The 13,550-nt window shown below is 55.4% G+C and carries 14 protein-coding genes; 9 read left to right on the forward strand and 5 right to left on the reverse strand.

Translation table 11 applies throughout. The annotated features are described in order from the left end of the window. Positions 1 to 169: 169 nt before the first annotated feature. From rfbF to QEZ52_RS11480, 7 genes are read left to right on the forward strand one after another with little or no spacing between them, the layout of a single operon-like run. Entirely contained in the window at positions 170 to 949 is a 780-nt protein-coding gene (gene rfbF / locus QEZ52_RS11450) for a glucose-1-phosphate cytidylyltransferase (RefSeq protein ID WP_406644485.1), read from the forward strand. Continuing rightward, the gene (rfbG, locus tag QEZ52_RS11455) at positions 946 to 1,986 is read left to right on the forward strand and encodes a CDP-glucose 4,6-dehydratase (protein ID WP_406644486.1); all 1,041 of its coding nucleotides are present in this window, start codon (positions 946 to 948) and stop codon (positions 1,984 to 1,986) included. Before rfbF ends, rfbG begins: the two co-directional genes overlap by 4 nt. After that, entirely contained in the window at positions 1,983 to 2,525 is a 543-nt protein-coding gene (gene rfbC / locus QEZ52_RS11460; RefSeq protein WP_406644487.1) for a dTDP-4-dehydrorhamnose 3,5-epimerase, read from the forward strand. Before rfbG ends, rfbC begins: the two co-directional genes overlap by 4 nt. Next, the gene (locus tag QEZ52_RS11465; protein ID WP_406644488.1) at positions 2,522 to 3,739 is read left to right on the forward strand and encodes a class I SAM-dependent methyltransferase; all 1,218 of its coding nucleotides are present in this window, start codon (positions 2,522 to 2,524) and stop codon (positions 3,737 to 3,739) included. The genes rfbC and QEZ52_RS11465 overlap by 4 nt, the downstream gene beginning before the upstream one ends. Next, positions 3,739 to 4,566: an NAD-dependent epimerase/dehydratase family protein gene (locus QEZ52_RS11470; protein WP_406644489.1), complete on the forward strand. Its 828-nt coding sequence runs from the start codon at positions 3,739 to 3,741 to the stop codon at positions 4,564 to 4,566. Before QEZ52_RS11465 ends, QEZ52_RS11470 begins: the two co-directional genes overlap by 1 nt. After that, positions 4,563 to 5,606 (forward strand): methyltransferase domain-containing protein, encoded by a 1,044-nt coding sequence (locus QEZ52_RS11475; RefSeq protein ID WP_406644490.1) that lies wholly within the window; start codon positions 4,563 to 4,565, stop codon positions 5,604 to 5,606. The genes QEZ52_RS11470 and QEZ52_RS11475 overlap by 4 nt, the downstream gene beginning before the upstream one ends. Then, positions 5,603 to 6,373 carry a cephalosporin hydroxylase family protein gene (locus QEZ52_RS11480; RefSeq protein WP_406644491.1) on the forward strand — a complete coding sequence of 257 codons (771 nt, stop codon included), beginning with the start codon at positions 5,603 to 5,605 and terminating at the stop codon, positions 6,371 to 6,373. Before QEZ52_RS11475 ends, QEZ52_RS11480 begins: the two co-directional genes overlap by 4 nt. On the opposite strand, the gene QEZ52_RS11485 is transcribed toward QEZ52_RS11480, so the two are convergent. Next, positions 6,368 to 7,624, reverse strand: a complete 1,257-nt coding sequence (locus QEZ52_RS11485; protein WP_406644492.1) for a glycosyltransferase family 2 protein — start codon at positions 7,622 to 7,624, stop codon at positions 6,368 to 6,370. The genes QEZ52_RS11480 and QEZ52_RS11485 overlap by 6 nt on opposite strands. 137 nt (positions 7,625 to 7,761) lie before the next feature. Here QEZ52_RS11485 and QEZ52_RS11490 point away from each other — a divergent pair, with 137 nt between their 5' ends. Continuing rightward, complete coding sequence (locus QEZ52_RS11490) at positions 7,762 to 8,829, forward strand: acyltransferase family protein (protein ID WP_406644493.1); 1,068 nt, start codon at positions 7,762 to 7,764, stop codon at positions 8,827 to 8,829. Here the strand turns inward: QEZ52_RS11490 and QEZ52_RS11495 are convergent. The 3 genes from QEZ52_RS11495 to QEZ52_RS11505 all read right to left on the reverse strand — a co-directional run bounded on the left by QEZ52_RS11495 (position 8,816) and on the right by QEZ52_RS11505 (position 11,679). Further along, on the reverse strand, positions 8,816 to 9,430 hold the full coding sequence (locus QEZ52_RS11495; protein ID WP_406644494.1) for a TetR/AcrR family transcriptional regulator: 615 nt from the start codon (positions 9,428 to 9,430) through the stop codon (positions 8,816 to 8,818). The two genes, QEZ52_RS11490 and QEZ52_RS11495, sit on opposite strands and share 14 nt — an antisense overlap. Then, a complete protein-coding gene (gene ppk2 / locus QEZ52_RS11500; protein ID WP_406644495.1) occupies positions 9,423 to 10,292 on the reverse strand; it encodes a polyphosphate kinase 2 in 870 nt (289 codons plus the stop codon). The genes QEZ52_RS11495 and ppk2 overlap by 8 nt, the downstream gene beginning before the upstream one ends. A 394-nt stretch (positions 10,293 to 10,686) precedes the next feature. After that, on the reverse strand, positions 10,687 to 11,679 hold the full coding sequence (locus tag QEZ52_RS11505; protein WP_343211669.1) for an IS30 family transposase: 993 nt from the start codon (positions 11,677 to 11,679) through the stop codon (positions 10,687 to 10,689). A 213-nt stretch (positions 11,680 to 11,892) separates the two neighbouring features. Here QEZ52_RS11505 and QEZ52_RS11510 point away from each other — a divergent pair, with 213 nt between their 5' ends. Beyond that, positions 11,893 to 12,657, forward strand: coding sequence for an SDR family oxidoreductase (locus QEZ52_RS11510; RefSeq protein ID WP_406644496.1), 765 nt, complete (start codon positions 11,893 to 11,895; stop codon positions 12,655 to 12,657). Between the two features lie 15 nt (positions 12,658 to 12,672). On the opposite strand, the gene QEZ52_RS11515 is transcribed toward QEZ52_RS11510, so the two are convergent. After that, positions 12,673 to 13,536, reverse strand: coding sequence for an acyl-CoA thioesterase (locus QEZ52_RS11515; RefSeq protein WP_406644497.1), 864 nt, complete (start codon positions 13,534 to 13,536; stop codon positions 12,673 to 12,675). Positions 13,537 to 13,550 lie beyond the last annotated feature (14 nt).

The following is a 13,550-nucleotide window of genomic DNA, read 5'->3' on the forward strand; positions in this document are numbered from 1 at the left end:
CCCCAAACCCCCTGAGGTATTTGGAACCAGAAAGAAGCAGGTTCCACCCGGGAAAGAGCGGTGCGCGATGCATGGCTTGCGCGGCTGTCCGGGGTGGCAAATGGTTGTGACGCCTGAACAATCGGTGTAACCCAGAGAACAAGATATATCAGACCGATTGGATGGGCCTTTGAAGACTGTCATTCTTGCCGGAGGATTGGGGACGCGGATCAGCGAAGAATCCCATTTGCGTCCCAAACCCATGATCGAAATCGGCGGGCGACCCATTCTGTGGCACATCATGAAGCTGTATGGCCACCACGGGATCAATGAGTTCGTGATTTGTTGCGGATACAAGGGGTATATGATCAAGGAGTATTTCGCGAATTACTTTTTGCATATGTCCGATGTGACCATTGATCTGAGCGACAATTCAATGGAAGTGCACAATCAGGCCGCGGAACCGTGGAAAATCACATTGATTGATACCGGCGAACTGACCCAGACCGGGGGACGTATTGCCCGCGTTGCCCCCTATTTGGATGACACGTTTTGCCTGACATATGGCGATGGGGTTTCCAATGTCGATATCGAAGGTCTGGTGGCGTTTCACAGGGCACAGCGCACCGAGGCGACCGTGACTGCTATTCAGCCAGCGGGACGGTTCGGCGCCTTGGGGATCGAAGGTGATCGGGTGACGTCTTTTCAGGAGAAACCGCAGGGTGACAATCGGTGGATCAACGGTGGGTTCATGGTGTGTGAACCGTCGATCTTTGACCGGTTGGATGGGGACTCCTGTATCTTTGAGAAGGCACCGTTGGAGAGTTTGGCGCGGGATCGTCAGTTGAGCCTGTGGAAACACACGGGATTCTGGATGGCGATGGACACGTTGCGCGACAAGACCCAGTTGGAAGAGATGTGGGCCACGGACAAAGCCCCCTGGAAGGTCTGGGAGCCGCTGCGCGGATGAGTTTCTGGTCGGGAAAACGGGTTCTGGTCACGGGGCACACAGGATTCAAGGGGAGCTGGCTGTCACTTTGGTTGTGCGAGCTGGGGGCAGAGGTCTTTGGTCTGGCGTTGGAGCCGGACACAGAGCCGAGCCTATTTGAACAGTTGCAACTGGCCGAGCGGATGGATCACCGGATTGGCGATATCCGCGATGCCGTCGTGCTGAGCGAGCGGGTGAAAGAGGTGCAGCCGGATGTCGTGTTCCATCTGGCGGCGCAGCCGTTGGTATTGGCGTCCTATGATGATCCGCTTGAGACCTGGGACACCAATGTCATGGGCACGGCCCATATGCTGGACGCCTTGCGTCAGCTGGACAAATTATGCGCCGCGGTGATGATCACAACTGACAAGGTTTATGAGAACCGCGAATGGATGCATCCCTATCGTGAGGACGACCGGCTGGGGGGGCATGATCCTTATTCCGCATCCAAGGCCGCCTGTGAGCTGGTGATTTCGAGTTATCGCAAGTCATTCTTCAAGGACCGTCCGGTTCAATTGGCATCCGCCCGAGCCGGCAATGTCATCGGTGGTGGCGATTGGGCCGAAAACAGGCTCCTGCCAGATATCATCCGGGCCTTGTCCGTCGGAAAACCGGTCGCGGTGCGGAACCCGCACGCGCGCCGTCCGTGGCAACATGTATTGGAGCCATTGTCGGGGTATCTGCGGTTGGCCGAACATATGGTCAAGCGACAACATTATGTAAACGCGTATAATTTTGGCCCTGAGGCCGCGGATGTGAAATCGGTTGGCGATCTGGTTCTGGGTGCGTTGGCACATTGGCCGGGGCAATGGTTGGACAAATCCGACCCCGACGCGCGCCACGAAGCCGGGTTGCTGAGCCTGGGCATTGAACAGGCGCGATCGGATCTGCGATATTCACCGCGCTGGGATTTCGCGCAGGGGTTGCACAAGACCGTCGATTGGTACCGCGCCGTGCATGAAGGCGAGGATCCGCTGGTCATCACACGACGCCAGATTGCAGAGTTTGGTGCGCCATGATCTTTGACCCGCTTGCTCTGTCCGGGGCCTGGGAAATCAAACTGCAGCGGCGCGAGGATGATCGCGGTTTTTTTGCCCGGATGTATTGCGACACTGAATTTGATGCCCATGGGTTGAATACCACATGGGTGCAAATGAACGTGTCGATGAGCCGGGAGTGCGGCACATTGCGCGGCCTGCATTTTCAACGCGAACCGGCGGCCGAAGTCAAAGTGGTGCGGGCGCTGCGTGGGCGGGCCTGTGATGTGATCGTGGACCTGCGTGCTGGCTCGGCGACGTTCGGACAAAGCTGTAGCGTCATTCTGGACCAGGATGCGTTGAACGCCATCTATGTACCCAAAGGGTTCGCCCATGGATTCCAGACCTTGGAACCTGACACCGAATTGCAATATCTTCATTCCACCGCCTATGCCCCTGGGCACGAAGGCGGCATCAATCCGCTGGATCCTGCCCTGAACATCAATTGGCCGCTAGCGGTCAGCAACATGTCGGACCGGGATCGCAATTTGCCTGCGCTACAGGAGTGCGCGCCGTTATGACTCAGACTTGCCGCCATTGTGACACGCCGTTGACGCTGGATTTTCTGGATCTGGGGTTTGCGCCCCCGTCGAACGCCTATGTCGCGCCTCAGGGTCTGTCGCAACCTGAAATGACCTTTCCTTTGCGGATCAAGGCCTGTCCAAACTGTCGTCTGGTGCAGACCGAAGATTTTGCGGCCGCTGATCAGTTGTTTACTGACGAGTATGCCTATTTTTCGTCGATGTCGCGCAGTTGGCTGGATCATGCCTCGCGCTATGTGGCGATGATCACCGAACGGCTTGGGCTGGACGCGACCAGCCATGTGATCGAAGTCGCGTCCAACGATGGCTATCTGCTCAGGAATTTTGTTGCCTCGGGTATTCCCTGTTTGGGAGTCGAACCGACTGAAAGCACTGCCAAAGCCGCCGAAGCATTGGGGGTTCCGGTGCTTCAGACGTTTTTTGGCGAGAAGATGGCCCCGGATCTGCCAAGGTCCGATTTGGTTCTGGGCAATAACGTCTATGCGCATGTCCCTGATATCAATGATTTTACCCGCGGATTATGCGCTGTCTTGAAACCTCAGGGTGTGGTGACATTGGAGTTCCCGCATCTGATGCGGTTGGTCGAATTCAACCAGTTCGACACGGTGTATCATGAACATTTTTCGTATCTGTCGCTGATGGCAGTCGAACATGTCATGCAGGCTGCGGGATTGCGTGTGTTCGACGTCGAAGAGCTGGCGACACATGGGGGCAGTCTGCGGATCTATGCCTGCCGAACGGACGCCGACTACGTCGAAACCCAGACTGTGGCGGCTGTCCGGGCCGAAGAGGCCGCGCGGGGTATGGATACGGATGCCTATTACACCGCGTTTCAGGCCAAGGCAGAACGGGTCAAGGATGATTTCCTGCGCTTTCTGTTGCAGGCCAAGGCAGAGGGAAAATCTGTTGCGGCCTATGGTGCTGCGGCCAAGGGCAATACGTTGATGAATTTTGCAGGTGTCAAACCTGACCTGGTGCCTTTTGTATGTGATGCTGCGCCGTCCAAACAGGGAATGCTGATGCCGGGAAGTCATGTGCCGATCCTGGCACCAGGGGCGCTGTCCGATGCACGCCCCGACTATCTGGTGATTTTTCCTTGGAACATAGGTGCCGAAATCATGGAGCAGAACCGGGCTCTTGCGGATCAGGGGACACAGTTCGTCACCGCAGTTCCTGAGCTGAAAGTGCTGTAGTGGGACGGGTTCTGGTCACAGGAGCTACCGGGTTTGTCGGGCAGGCCGTGATGCGGGGGCTGGCGGCGCAAGGTGCCGATGTTGTCTGTGTCAATCGCACTGGCCATAACATTAAAAATTGCGCGCAAATTATTGAAACAAATGATGTTTTTTCTCGAGAAGTTGAGTGGTGGACTGAATCCTGTCAAGATGTCGATATGGTGATCCATGTGGCGTGGTATGCGGAGCCGGGCAAATATCTGACCTCGGACAAGAACCTCGATTGTTTGTCAGGTACGCTCAATCTGGCACGTGGCGCGGCGCTGGCGGGGGTGCGAAAATTTGTAGGGGTCGGCACCTGCTTTGAATATGATCTGGCACCGGGAGAGTTGAGCGTCTCGACCCAGTTGAACCCGGTCACACCCTATGCAGCAGCCAAGGCGTCAACCTATGTGACACTGAATCAATACCTGCCGTTGCAGGGGGTCGAATTCCTGTGGGCGCGGCTGTTCTATCTTTATGGTCAGGGCGAAGATCCCCGTCGCCTGGTGCCTTATCTGCATCAACAGATGCAGGCCGGGGAACGGGCGGATCTGACCAGCGGCACTCAGGTGCGTGACTTCATGGATGTGGATGATGCGGCGGCGCTGTTGCTGGAGGATGCGTTCAGCAACCGGACAGGTGCCACCAATATCGCCAGCGGGCAGGGGATCACGGTACGCGCTCTGGCAGAACAGATTGCGGATCACTATGGTCGCCGTGACCTGTTGAATTTTGGCGCGCGCCCCGACAATCTGACCGATCCGCCCTGTGTGATCGGTCTGCGCGATACGGAGACCAGGATATGACCCAACGCGTGCTGTATGAAGCAGTGGACTTTCCGATCTTTCAAAACCGCATGTATGACACTGTGGAGGCAGCCCACGCCTGTCCCCGTGGTCAAATCCGGATTGTCGAGGATCAGAAGACCGGGCTGGTCTATAACGCGGCCTTTGATCCCGACCTGATGGTCTATGATGCGGCCTATCAGAATGAACAGGGCAATTCGGTTCCGTTCAGGGCGCATCTGAATTGGGCTGCTGATCTGGTTCGGGCCACAATGGGCGACCGATTGATCGAAGTGGGTTGTGGCAAGGGTACGTTTCTGGAAATGCTGGCCGAGCGCGGTGCCGACATCACAGGGTTTGACCCGACATATGAAGGGGACGACCCGCGGATCGAAAAACTCTACTTTGGGCCCGACGTTGGCATGAACGGCGATGGGTTGGTGTTGCGCCATGTTTTGGAGCACATCCAGAATCCGGTCGACTTTCTGATGCAGCTCGCCGAGGCGAACGGCGGGCAGGGGCTGATTTACATCGAGGTCCCCTGTCTGGATTGGATCTGTGACAATCGGGCGTGGTTCGATCTGTTTTACGAGCACGTGAATTATTTCCGGCTCGACGATTTTTACAAGATCTTTAGCCGTGTGGTTGAGGCTGGAAATTGTTTTGGCGGTCAGTATCTGTATGTCGTTGCTGATTTGGCAACATTAAAGAAGCCGGTTTATGACGATGAAAACACAGTAAGTTTTCCAGATGACTTCACCGATAGCCTGACGGCCGCCAACAGCAGTGATCAGGATGTGGTCTGGGGGGGCGCGTCCAAGGGGCTGATCTTTTCCATGTTGCGCGCGCGGGCCGGCCGTCCGGTTGCGGGTGTCATCGACATCAACCCCGCCAAACAGGGCAAGTTTCTGGCCGGAACCGGGTTGCGCGTCAGTGCCCCAAACGAGCTGCTTCCAAATCTGTCACCAGAGGCACGAATACTGGTGATGAACCCGAACTATACCAAGGAAATCAAAGAGATGTCCGGTAATGCTTTTACATATGTCGAGGTGGGCAAATGAGCGACTTTAAATCCGATATTCCCAAACGTATTGCAGAAATGCGGGGCAATGATGCACTGACCAAACCGGGGCTCGACTTTCTGCGTGCCTCGGCGGTGGCAGAGTATTCTTACAACTACCATTGGATGGATCGCCCGATCATTCAGTACCCGCAAGACATCGTGGCCATGCAGGAACTGATCTGGGAGATCAAACCGGATCTTATCGTCGAAATGGGTATTGCTCATGGCGGATCGTTGATCTTTTCCGCCTCGATGCTGGCTATGATGGATATGGTGGACGCGATCGAAGCTGGCTCCACGATGGATCCCGCCAAATCCGCGCGCAAGGTTCTGGGCGTGGACGTGGACATTCGTGCCCACAATCGCGCAGCGATGGACGCCCACCCAATGCGTTCACGCATCGAAATGATCGAAGGGTCGTCGATCGACGATGCCATCATCCAGCAGGTTCATGATTTTGCCAAGGATTACAACCGTATCCTGGTGTGTCTGGACAGCAATCACACCCATGATCACGTCCGTGCCGAACTGGAAGCCTATGCGCCATTGACATCAGTGGGCAGCTATTGCGTCGTGTTCGACACGCTGATCGAAGACATGGCCGAAGACGCCTATCCCAACCGCCCTTGGGGCAAAGGGGACAACCCGAAAACCGCCGTCTGGGATTATCTAAAGACCCACCCGGAATTCGAGATCGACAAGGATATCCCAGACAAGCTGCAGATTACTGTTGCCCACGACGGTTTCCTCAAACGGGTGTCATAATTCCCGCTTGAAGTCTTTTGACCGGCGTTTGGCAGCAGCCCAGGCGCCGGATTGGTTTTGCGTTCCCTGCAGGATCGCGTCCAGATCCTGACCCAGAACCTGGTCCATCACCATCGCCGCCGTATGCACGGTGTTCTCTCCGTTGATTTCTGCGGACAGGCGGAACGAACGGAGCTGGGATTTGATCCGATCCCAGCGTTCGGCCAGCGTGCGTTTGGCGCGGGGCGGCATCTGTTGCGCCGCTGCCAGCGCTGCGTCTGTGCCAGTACGTTCGGCATGGGTGCGCAGAATATCAAGAATGCGGGCAGTCTCTTCGGGTTTGGTCTGAGTGGCGTTCAGCGAAAATTGATACCAATCCTCGTAACTTGGGCAGGGATCGCTAAATCCACTGCGGTCCCGCAGAGTTTCCAGGGTCGAAAAATAGACCAGATGCACAGTCAACGCGTGATCAATGATATCGTCATACGGATCGGCGCGGTTCTCCGCAGCAAAGCTGTGCCCGATTTTTTCGCTGGCGGACCCTTTTTTGGGGCCAGAATGCGCGCCACCGGTGCTGGCCGGACCATAGCCGTTGATGGTGAACGGATGCGCAACAGAAAGGAACTTTCCCCCCACATAGGTGCTGCGAAACTGGAAATTCACATCTGGAATGGTGCTGTCAAAAAACACGCCCGGGCTGGGTTGGCTGCGGTTCAGATAGGCACGAGATACGCAGCCATGATAGATGTTCGGCGTCGGGTTCAGCTGCCCCAACTGGCACCGCATCAATGTGTCGATGTCGTCATGCGGATCATAGATCTTTGGCGCGCCAAAGCTGTTGTCCCTGTAGAACCGGATGCCGCCGGTCTTGTCCCCAAAGCCTTCGATGGGCCAGCCATAGGTGGCCTTGATCCAGCTCATCCCGTCGGGCCGGTGCTGGTCCAGCAGACGACGCAGGGCAGGGAACTGCCCCGGAAGAATGGCGTCATCATCCCCAAAGACGATCACATAATCACCCGAACTGGCCAGAATGGACCTATTGAAATTCTCGCGCATTGAGACGCGGGCATCTGATGGCAGATAAGTCAGACGTGAATCGTCAAAACCGGCGACGACGGCGTCGGTGCCATCGGTCGAAGCGTTGTCGGCCACAATCAGTTCGATATTCGGATCGTCAATATCCAGCACGGTCTGGATCGACGATTTCAAATAGAACGCCCGTTCACGCGATGGGATGATGATGCTGATTTTCATGATGTTTGCTTGGGTCATGTGAGGGATGTCAAAGCGGACAATAGGGGCTGAGCGCGCGAAAGGAAACCGGACAGGCGGGCGGTTTTCCTGTCCTTTGGGGCATGGTATGAAACCCCGGAATACAGCGACCTAAGAATCCGGATGGGGCGACGACGGTGATTATCAGAACCTATGGCGACACGGATTTCATCACCGGATTGCGCGCCATTGCCGCCACAATGGTCGTGATCATGCACACGGGCGCTTTGGCGTCGCTGAGCGACTTTGGTGGCGTGGTCAATAGTGCGGGTAAATACGGGGTGGATGTTTTCTTTGTCATCTCCGGCTTTACAGTGGCCAAAACATTTACCGATGCGACCGGGTATCGTCCTTATCTGATCCGGCGGTTGTTTCGGATTGTGCCGTTATATTGGGTGATGATTTGCGCCGGGTTAGTTTCGGCCCGGTCCGGCGTCGATGTGTCCAATTGGATGACGGATCTGGAAGCCTCACCGGATGTCTATAACTTGGTGATGCATCTCAGCTTGCTCAGCTATCTCGACTACCGTGTTGCCAATTCGGTGCTGGGCGTGGAATGGACCATTCCGGTTGAAATCTTCTGGTATGTGATGTTGCCGGTGTTTTTGGGCTTTGCCAAAACTCTGTCGCGAGTGTTCGGGGCGGTTTTTGTTCTGGCCGTCCTGACCGGTGTATTATCCTATCTCAGCAAAGCGTTTCTGGGCACCTCGATGGCGGTCAAATGGTCCCCGGTTGCCAGCGGGCATTGGTTCTTTGTTGGGGCATTTACCTATGTGCTGCGGAATCGATTGGGCGATCATGTCAGCGCGGGCATGACAACACTGGCCTGGGGTGCAATCGGGATGTTTGCGTTGGCCGTGTCATTCAAATTCACAGGCCGTGGCGAGATCATAGGGCTGGCCACGGCTGTTTTGCTCGTCACAGCCTCCACCACCAGAGTTCCGGCCCTGACCCGGGTATTGGCAGCCCCTGTGATGCTGTTTATCGGTTCGATCAGCTATAGCATCTATCTGGCACATCCGCTGGTCATCGCCCTGTTTCACAGCGCCGGGATCAATACAGGGTCCGGGTTCGTCGATTTTCTGGCCATCTATGCGGTCACTTTGCTGCTTTCGACAATGACCTATGTGGTGATCGAACGCCCGACAAACCGGGCAGGGGCCTGGCTCGCGAACCGGGACGGGGGCCGGGTCAATCCGGTTTGATCAATCCCAATCCGCGCAGATAAATTCCGATCCCGGTTTCCAGAAGATCCTCGGGCGAAAACGGCGAAGCCGTTCCCGGTGAATTTCGGGCATAGAGTTCGACCACCCCATGGCTCATCGCCCAGATATGAGCGCTGAACATCGACGCTGGCGGGCGCTTGTCCGGTGGGATGTGCTGGCTCAGATCGGTGGCGGCGCGTTCCAGAATGCCGCGTGCCCGGGCCGAGGCATCAGCCAATTCAGGTGTCCGGTTGACTGAAATCCCGCTTTCGAACATGGCGATATAATGCCCTGGATATTTTCGGGCAAAGGCCAGATAGGCGCGACCTGTAGCCTCGAACGCTCCCAGCGCCGAGGGTTGATATTTGTCATAGGCGTGCTGCATCAGATCGGCAAACATGACAAACCCCTGGCGCGCGGCTTCGGCGATCAGATCCTCGCGCCCTTCAAAATGGCGATAGACGGCCGCCGGGGTTACGCCGGCCTGTTTTGCGGCCTCGGACAGGGTAAACCCGGTAGGGCCCTTGATTTCGATCAGCCGCAAGGCCGCGTCAATCAGCGCCTGTCGCAGGTTGCCGTGATGGTACCCCCGCTTAGGCATTCCACACATCCGGTCCGCCACAGATACCGGTGTCGACCTTGCCAATTGCATCGGCATCCTTGCGGTCATACTCCAATGCGTTCAGCACGGTGCGGATCGCCGCCAGTCGGGCGCGTTTCTTGTCATCGGACCGAACGATGGTCCATTCCGCTTCGCGGCTGTGGGAGCGGGTTAATGTTTCGCTGATTGCGTCACTGTAGTCGTCCCACAAGGGCAGGCCCTTTACATCAATCCCGCTCAGTTTCCATTGCTTTAATGGGTCGCTTTCCCGTTTCAGGAACCGGCGCAACTGTTCGGCGCGCCCGACATTGAGCCAGAATTTGAACAGGTGAATACCATCATCCACCAGCGCTTTTTCAAAGCCGTTGACCTGGCGGAAAAACTGTTCGCGCTGTTCATCCGTGCAAAAGCCGAACACCTTTTCCACCACACCACGGTTGTACCAGGATCGGTCGAAGAAAACGATTTCGCCCCCAGAGGGCAATTGTTGGATATAGCGCTGAAAATACCACTGACTGCGCTCGGCCTCGGTCGGTTTGGACAGCGCCACCACACGGGCACCCCGTGGATTCAGGTTTTCGCGAAACCGTTTGATGGTTCCGCCTTTGCCGGCGGCATCACGCCCCTCGAACACAATGGCGACCCGGGCACCGGTCGACTTCACCCAGGCCAGCAATTTGACCAACTCGATCTGAAGCGCCTCGATCTCTTCGTCGTATGCCTTTGTTTTCATGTAAGAGTCATAAGGGTAACTGTCGGACAGAATTTCCCGTTTCCCCGAGGATCGGATCATGTCCCGAATGTCATCGGGGGCACCAGTTTCAAAATAGGCGCTGATCGCACCGTCAAAGGGCAGGGTCATCGGTGGGCCTCCACAAGTCGACAGGTATCATTTTGATGTCGCGGGACAGAGATATCCTGAACATTTGATTTTTGTCCAGTTCGGCCCCAGTGTCCATGCGCCAAACGACCAATACAGGTTTAATTCCGGGCGTGATGGCCAACGCGGATGTACAGCTCGTCCGAACCAGACCGGCCAGAACTTTGCTCCTGTGAACATGAAAGCGTTGCGTGAGCCCCAACTGCCATTGGCGTTTGGGGCAGGTATGGGCAGCCAATATCGTCCATCAATCTTTTGCGGCAACCATCTATCAGGAGTGCTCCAACACTATCAGGTAACGCATTGTTTTATAACAGGAAGATACCATATGAGTTGCGTGCTGTCGTGTGGACTCAAGTTAGGTTGCGACATTTCTCTATCCTAGTTTTCTAAGTTCTTCGGCGAATGCCTCTGTTGGTGTTCGCCACCCAAGACATTTCCTTGGTGTTCCGTTCAGGCGGTCACAAATCGCCTTCATGTCGCGATTTGAGAGCGCCGCGATCGGGGTATCGCGTGGCAAATACCTTCGAGCCCGTTTGTTCAGGTTCTCAACCGAGCCTTTTTGCCATGGGGCCTGCGGATCACAGAACCAGGCGCTCGTTCCAATTCCTGATTCCAGCTTTCGCCATCCCGAGAACTCAATTCCGCGATCAAAAGTAATAGACCGGCGCGCGATCTGGGGCAGGGGTTCCATTACGTTCATGAGTTTCGCCATGAAGTGTTTCGAACTGCGATCATTGTTGCGGAACAAGACTGCAAAGCGGGTCTTCCGTTCGACCAACGATGCGACGTTTGCTTTCCCGTGCTCTCGCCGGAAAATCATAAGATCACCTTCCCACTCCCCAAAAGTTGAACGTTCTTTTATGTACTCAGGCCTGTTGTGGATCGATCGTTCAAGTGGGAACATCATGCCGCGAGGTGTGCGAGAATAGCGCGGTTTTCGCTTCTTCCGCCGTTCTGGAAGGTAACGTGCCAACGCCTGTGATTGACCGTCTGGGCTGTAGACATAGGCGTAAATCGTCTCATGACTGACGGTCGTTGCATGACCTTCAAGCTTTAGACGCCCTGCAATCTGTTCCGGTGACCAACCTTCTTGGAGCCGTCCTATCACAGCTTCCCGGAGTTCAGGAATTCGCACCAGTTTGCGACGTCTTGCACGGCGATCAGCCGCCGATTTCTGTGCAAGCATCCCGTAATAGCCATTGAGCTGAGGCAACTCTTCATCCTTGAAGAAATTGCGTTTGATCTCACGATAGACAGTCGCACGGTGGCGATTGATCTGGCGCGCAATCTCGGCGACTTTTACCTTCCTATGCAAAAGGTCCTCGATTTTGCGCCGTTCGGCTAGATTCAACTCGGTTCGTTTCATAAACTGTTCTCCTGACTTTCCAGTAGGATAGAGGAAAAGTCGCTTCCCAGTTTAGAATGTGCCGCGGTTGCACCAGTTTATCTCATAATTTGTATTATGTAATTAAATTTTATTTCCGTACCGTCACTCCGTACAGACGCGGATTGGCAGGAAACCCGGATCACTTTAGATATTTCATACTATCCCAAAGCAACCGAACAAGGACCGCGCGACGTGATCATTGAAAATAAGACTATAGTCGTCACAGGCGCCGCTAGCGGAATTGGTGCTGCCCTTGCACGTCGCTTTGCTGCATCAGGCGCGCGACATGTGGTGTGTGCGGATATTGATCACTCTGGTGCATCAAAGGTTGCTGCTGAATTCGGCGGTACAGCGAAGCATGTAGATGTTTCGGTTGAAACAGACATTGCCGCGCTCGTGGCTGACACAGAAAGCCAAATTGGGCCGATTGACCTGTTTTGTTCGAACGCCGGGATTTTGACTTTGGGTGGTGTCGAAGTGCCAGACACAGAATGGCAAAAGATTTGGAATATCAATGTGATGTCCCAAGTTTGGGCGGCACGCCACGTGGTGCCCAGAATGATCGAACACGGCGGCGGGTATCTGTTGAACACGGCGTCGGCTGCTGGATTGTTAAACCAGATCGGCGCAGCACCATATGGCGTCACCAAACACGCGTCGGTCGGGCTCTCGGAATGGTTGGCTTTTTCCTATGGTGACCAAGGCATTGGTGTTTCCGTGCTCTGCCCTCAGGCTGTGCGCAGCGAAATGACCAAAGGGTTCGAAACCAGCGTCGCTGCCATAGATGGAATGCTGGAACCTGATACGGTTGCCGAAGCCTGTGAACTGGCAATTGCCAACAAGGAATTCCTGGTGCTGCCACATAAATCAGTGCGCGGGTATATGCAGGCCAAGTCCGAAGACTATGACCGTTGGATCGGCGGTATGCGAAAACTGAACAGGATGTTTGGGAAATGACCTATTTCCAATACCTTATGAGATAGGTCTCATTAACCCTTCCTGCGCGACACTGGCAACCAATGTGCCGTCCTGTGTGTAGATGCTACCGCGGTTGAATCCCCGGGCACCGCCTGCGAATGGTGAATCCATCGAATAAAGATGCCAATTTTCCATCGCAATTGGCCCATGAAACCACATCGCATGGTCCAAACTGGCCGTCATCGTTTTGCGTTGGTACCAGTTCAATCCATGCGGTCGCAAGGCAGACCCCAAAAGACCAAAATCCGATGCATAGGCCAACAGAATATGCTGCATCTGCGGCGTTTGCCCCGATGCTGCCAGCATCCGCAACCAGACGTGATTTTCATCACTGGTCGGTTCTGGCGATACAGGGTCCCGCGGGGAAATTTCCCTCATTTCAAAGGGTCTTGGACGCAGAACTTCGGCGTGAAAGATCTCCGGGATACGATCCAGATGCTGTTTGTGAAACGTCTGGCGCGACATCAGACCATCTGGTTCTTTGACATGGGGTTTCCGGTGCTGGTGTGTCCAGCCGTCCTCTTGCAGATGGAACGAGGATGACAGATTCAGGATCTGTTTGCCGTTCTGAATCGCAACCACGCGCCGTGTGGTAAAGCTGCCGCCGTCCCGCGCCCGATCCACGTCATAGATCACTGGGCTGGCGGGATTTCCGGGTCGGATGAAATAGGCGTGCAGGCTGTGACACAGGCGATCATCTGGCACAGTGCGGTAGGCCGCAGCCAGCGCCTGGGCGATAACCTGCCCCCCGTAAATCCGGGTCGGTGTTTCGCCGCCTGCCCCGGTACCGCGAAACAGATCCTTGTCCAAAGGTTCCAGATCCAGAAGATCCAAAAGCTCTTGCGCGCCATCATCCATCGACCGTCACCTTG

The sequence above is a fragment of the Aliisedimentitalea scapharcae genome (assembly GCF_045277565.1).
In the GTDB taxonomy this organism is placed as follows: Bacteria; Pseudomonadota; Alphaproteobacteria; order Rhodobacterales; family Rhodobacteraceae; genus Aliisedimentitalea; species Aliisedimentitalea scapharcae.

Bases quoted from the DNA above. Each gene is read 5' to 3' on its own strand.
- QEZ52_RS11495 (WP_406644494.1), bottom strand. From the start codon at position 9,430: ATGCCTAAGCGGGGGTACCATCACGGCAACCTGCGACAGGCGCTGATT.
- ppk2 (WP_406644495.1), bottom strand. From the start codon at position 10,292: ATGACCCTGCCCTTTGACGGTGCGATCAGCGCCTATTTTGAAACTGGT.
- QEZ52_RS11515 (WP_406644497.1), bottom strand. From the start codon at position 13,536: ATGGATGATGGCGCGCAAGAGCTTTTGGATCTTCTGGATCTGGAACCT.
- QEZ52_RS11505 (WP_343211669.1), bottom strand. From the start codon at position 11,679: ATGAAACGAACCGAGTTGAATCTAGCCGAACGGCGCAAAATCGAGGAC.
- QEZ52_RS11465 (WP_406644488.1), top strand. From the start codon at position 2,522: ATGACTCAGACTTGCCGCCATTGTGACACGCCGTTGACGCTGGATTTT.
- rfbC (WP_406644487.1), top strand. From the start codon at position 1,983: ATGATCTTTGACCCGCTTGCTCTGTCCGGGGCCTGGGAAATCAAACTG.
- QEZ52_RS11485 (WP_406644492.1), bottom strand. From the start codon at position 7,624: ATGACCCAAGCAAACATCATGAAAATCAGCATCATCATCCCATCGCGT.
- QEZ52_RS11480 (WP_406644491.1), top strand. From the start codon at position 5,603: ATGAGCGACTTTAAATCCGATATTCCCAAACGTATTGCAGAAATGCGG.
- rfbG (WP_406644486.1), top strand. From the start codon at position 946: ATGAGTTTCTGGTCGGGAAAACGGGTTCTGGTCACGGGGCACACAGGA.
- QEZ52_RS11475 (WP_406644490.1), top strand. From the start codon at position 4,563: ATGACCCAACGCGTGCTGTATGAAGCAGTGGACTTTCCGATCTTTCAA.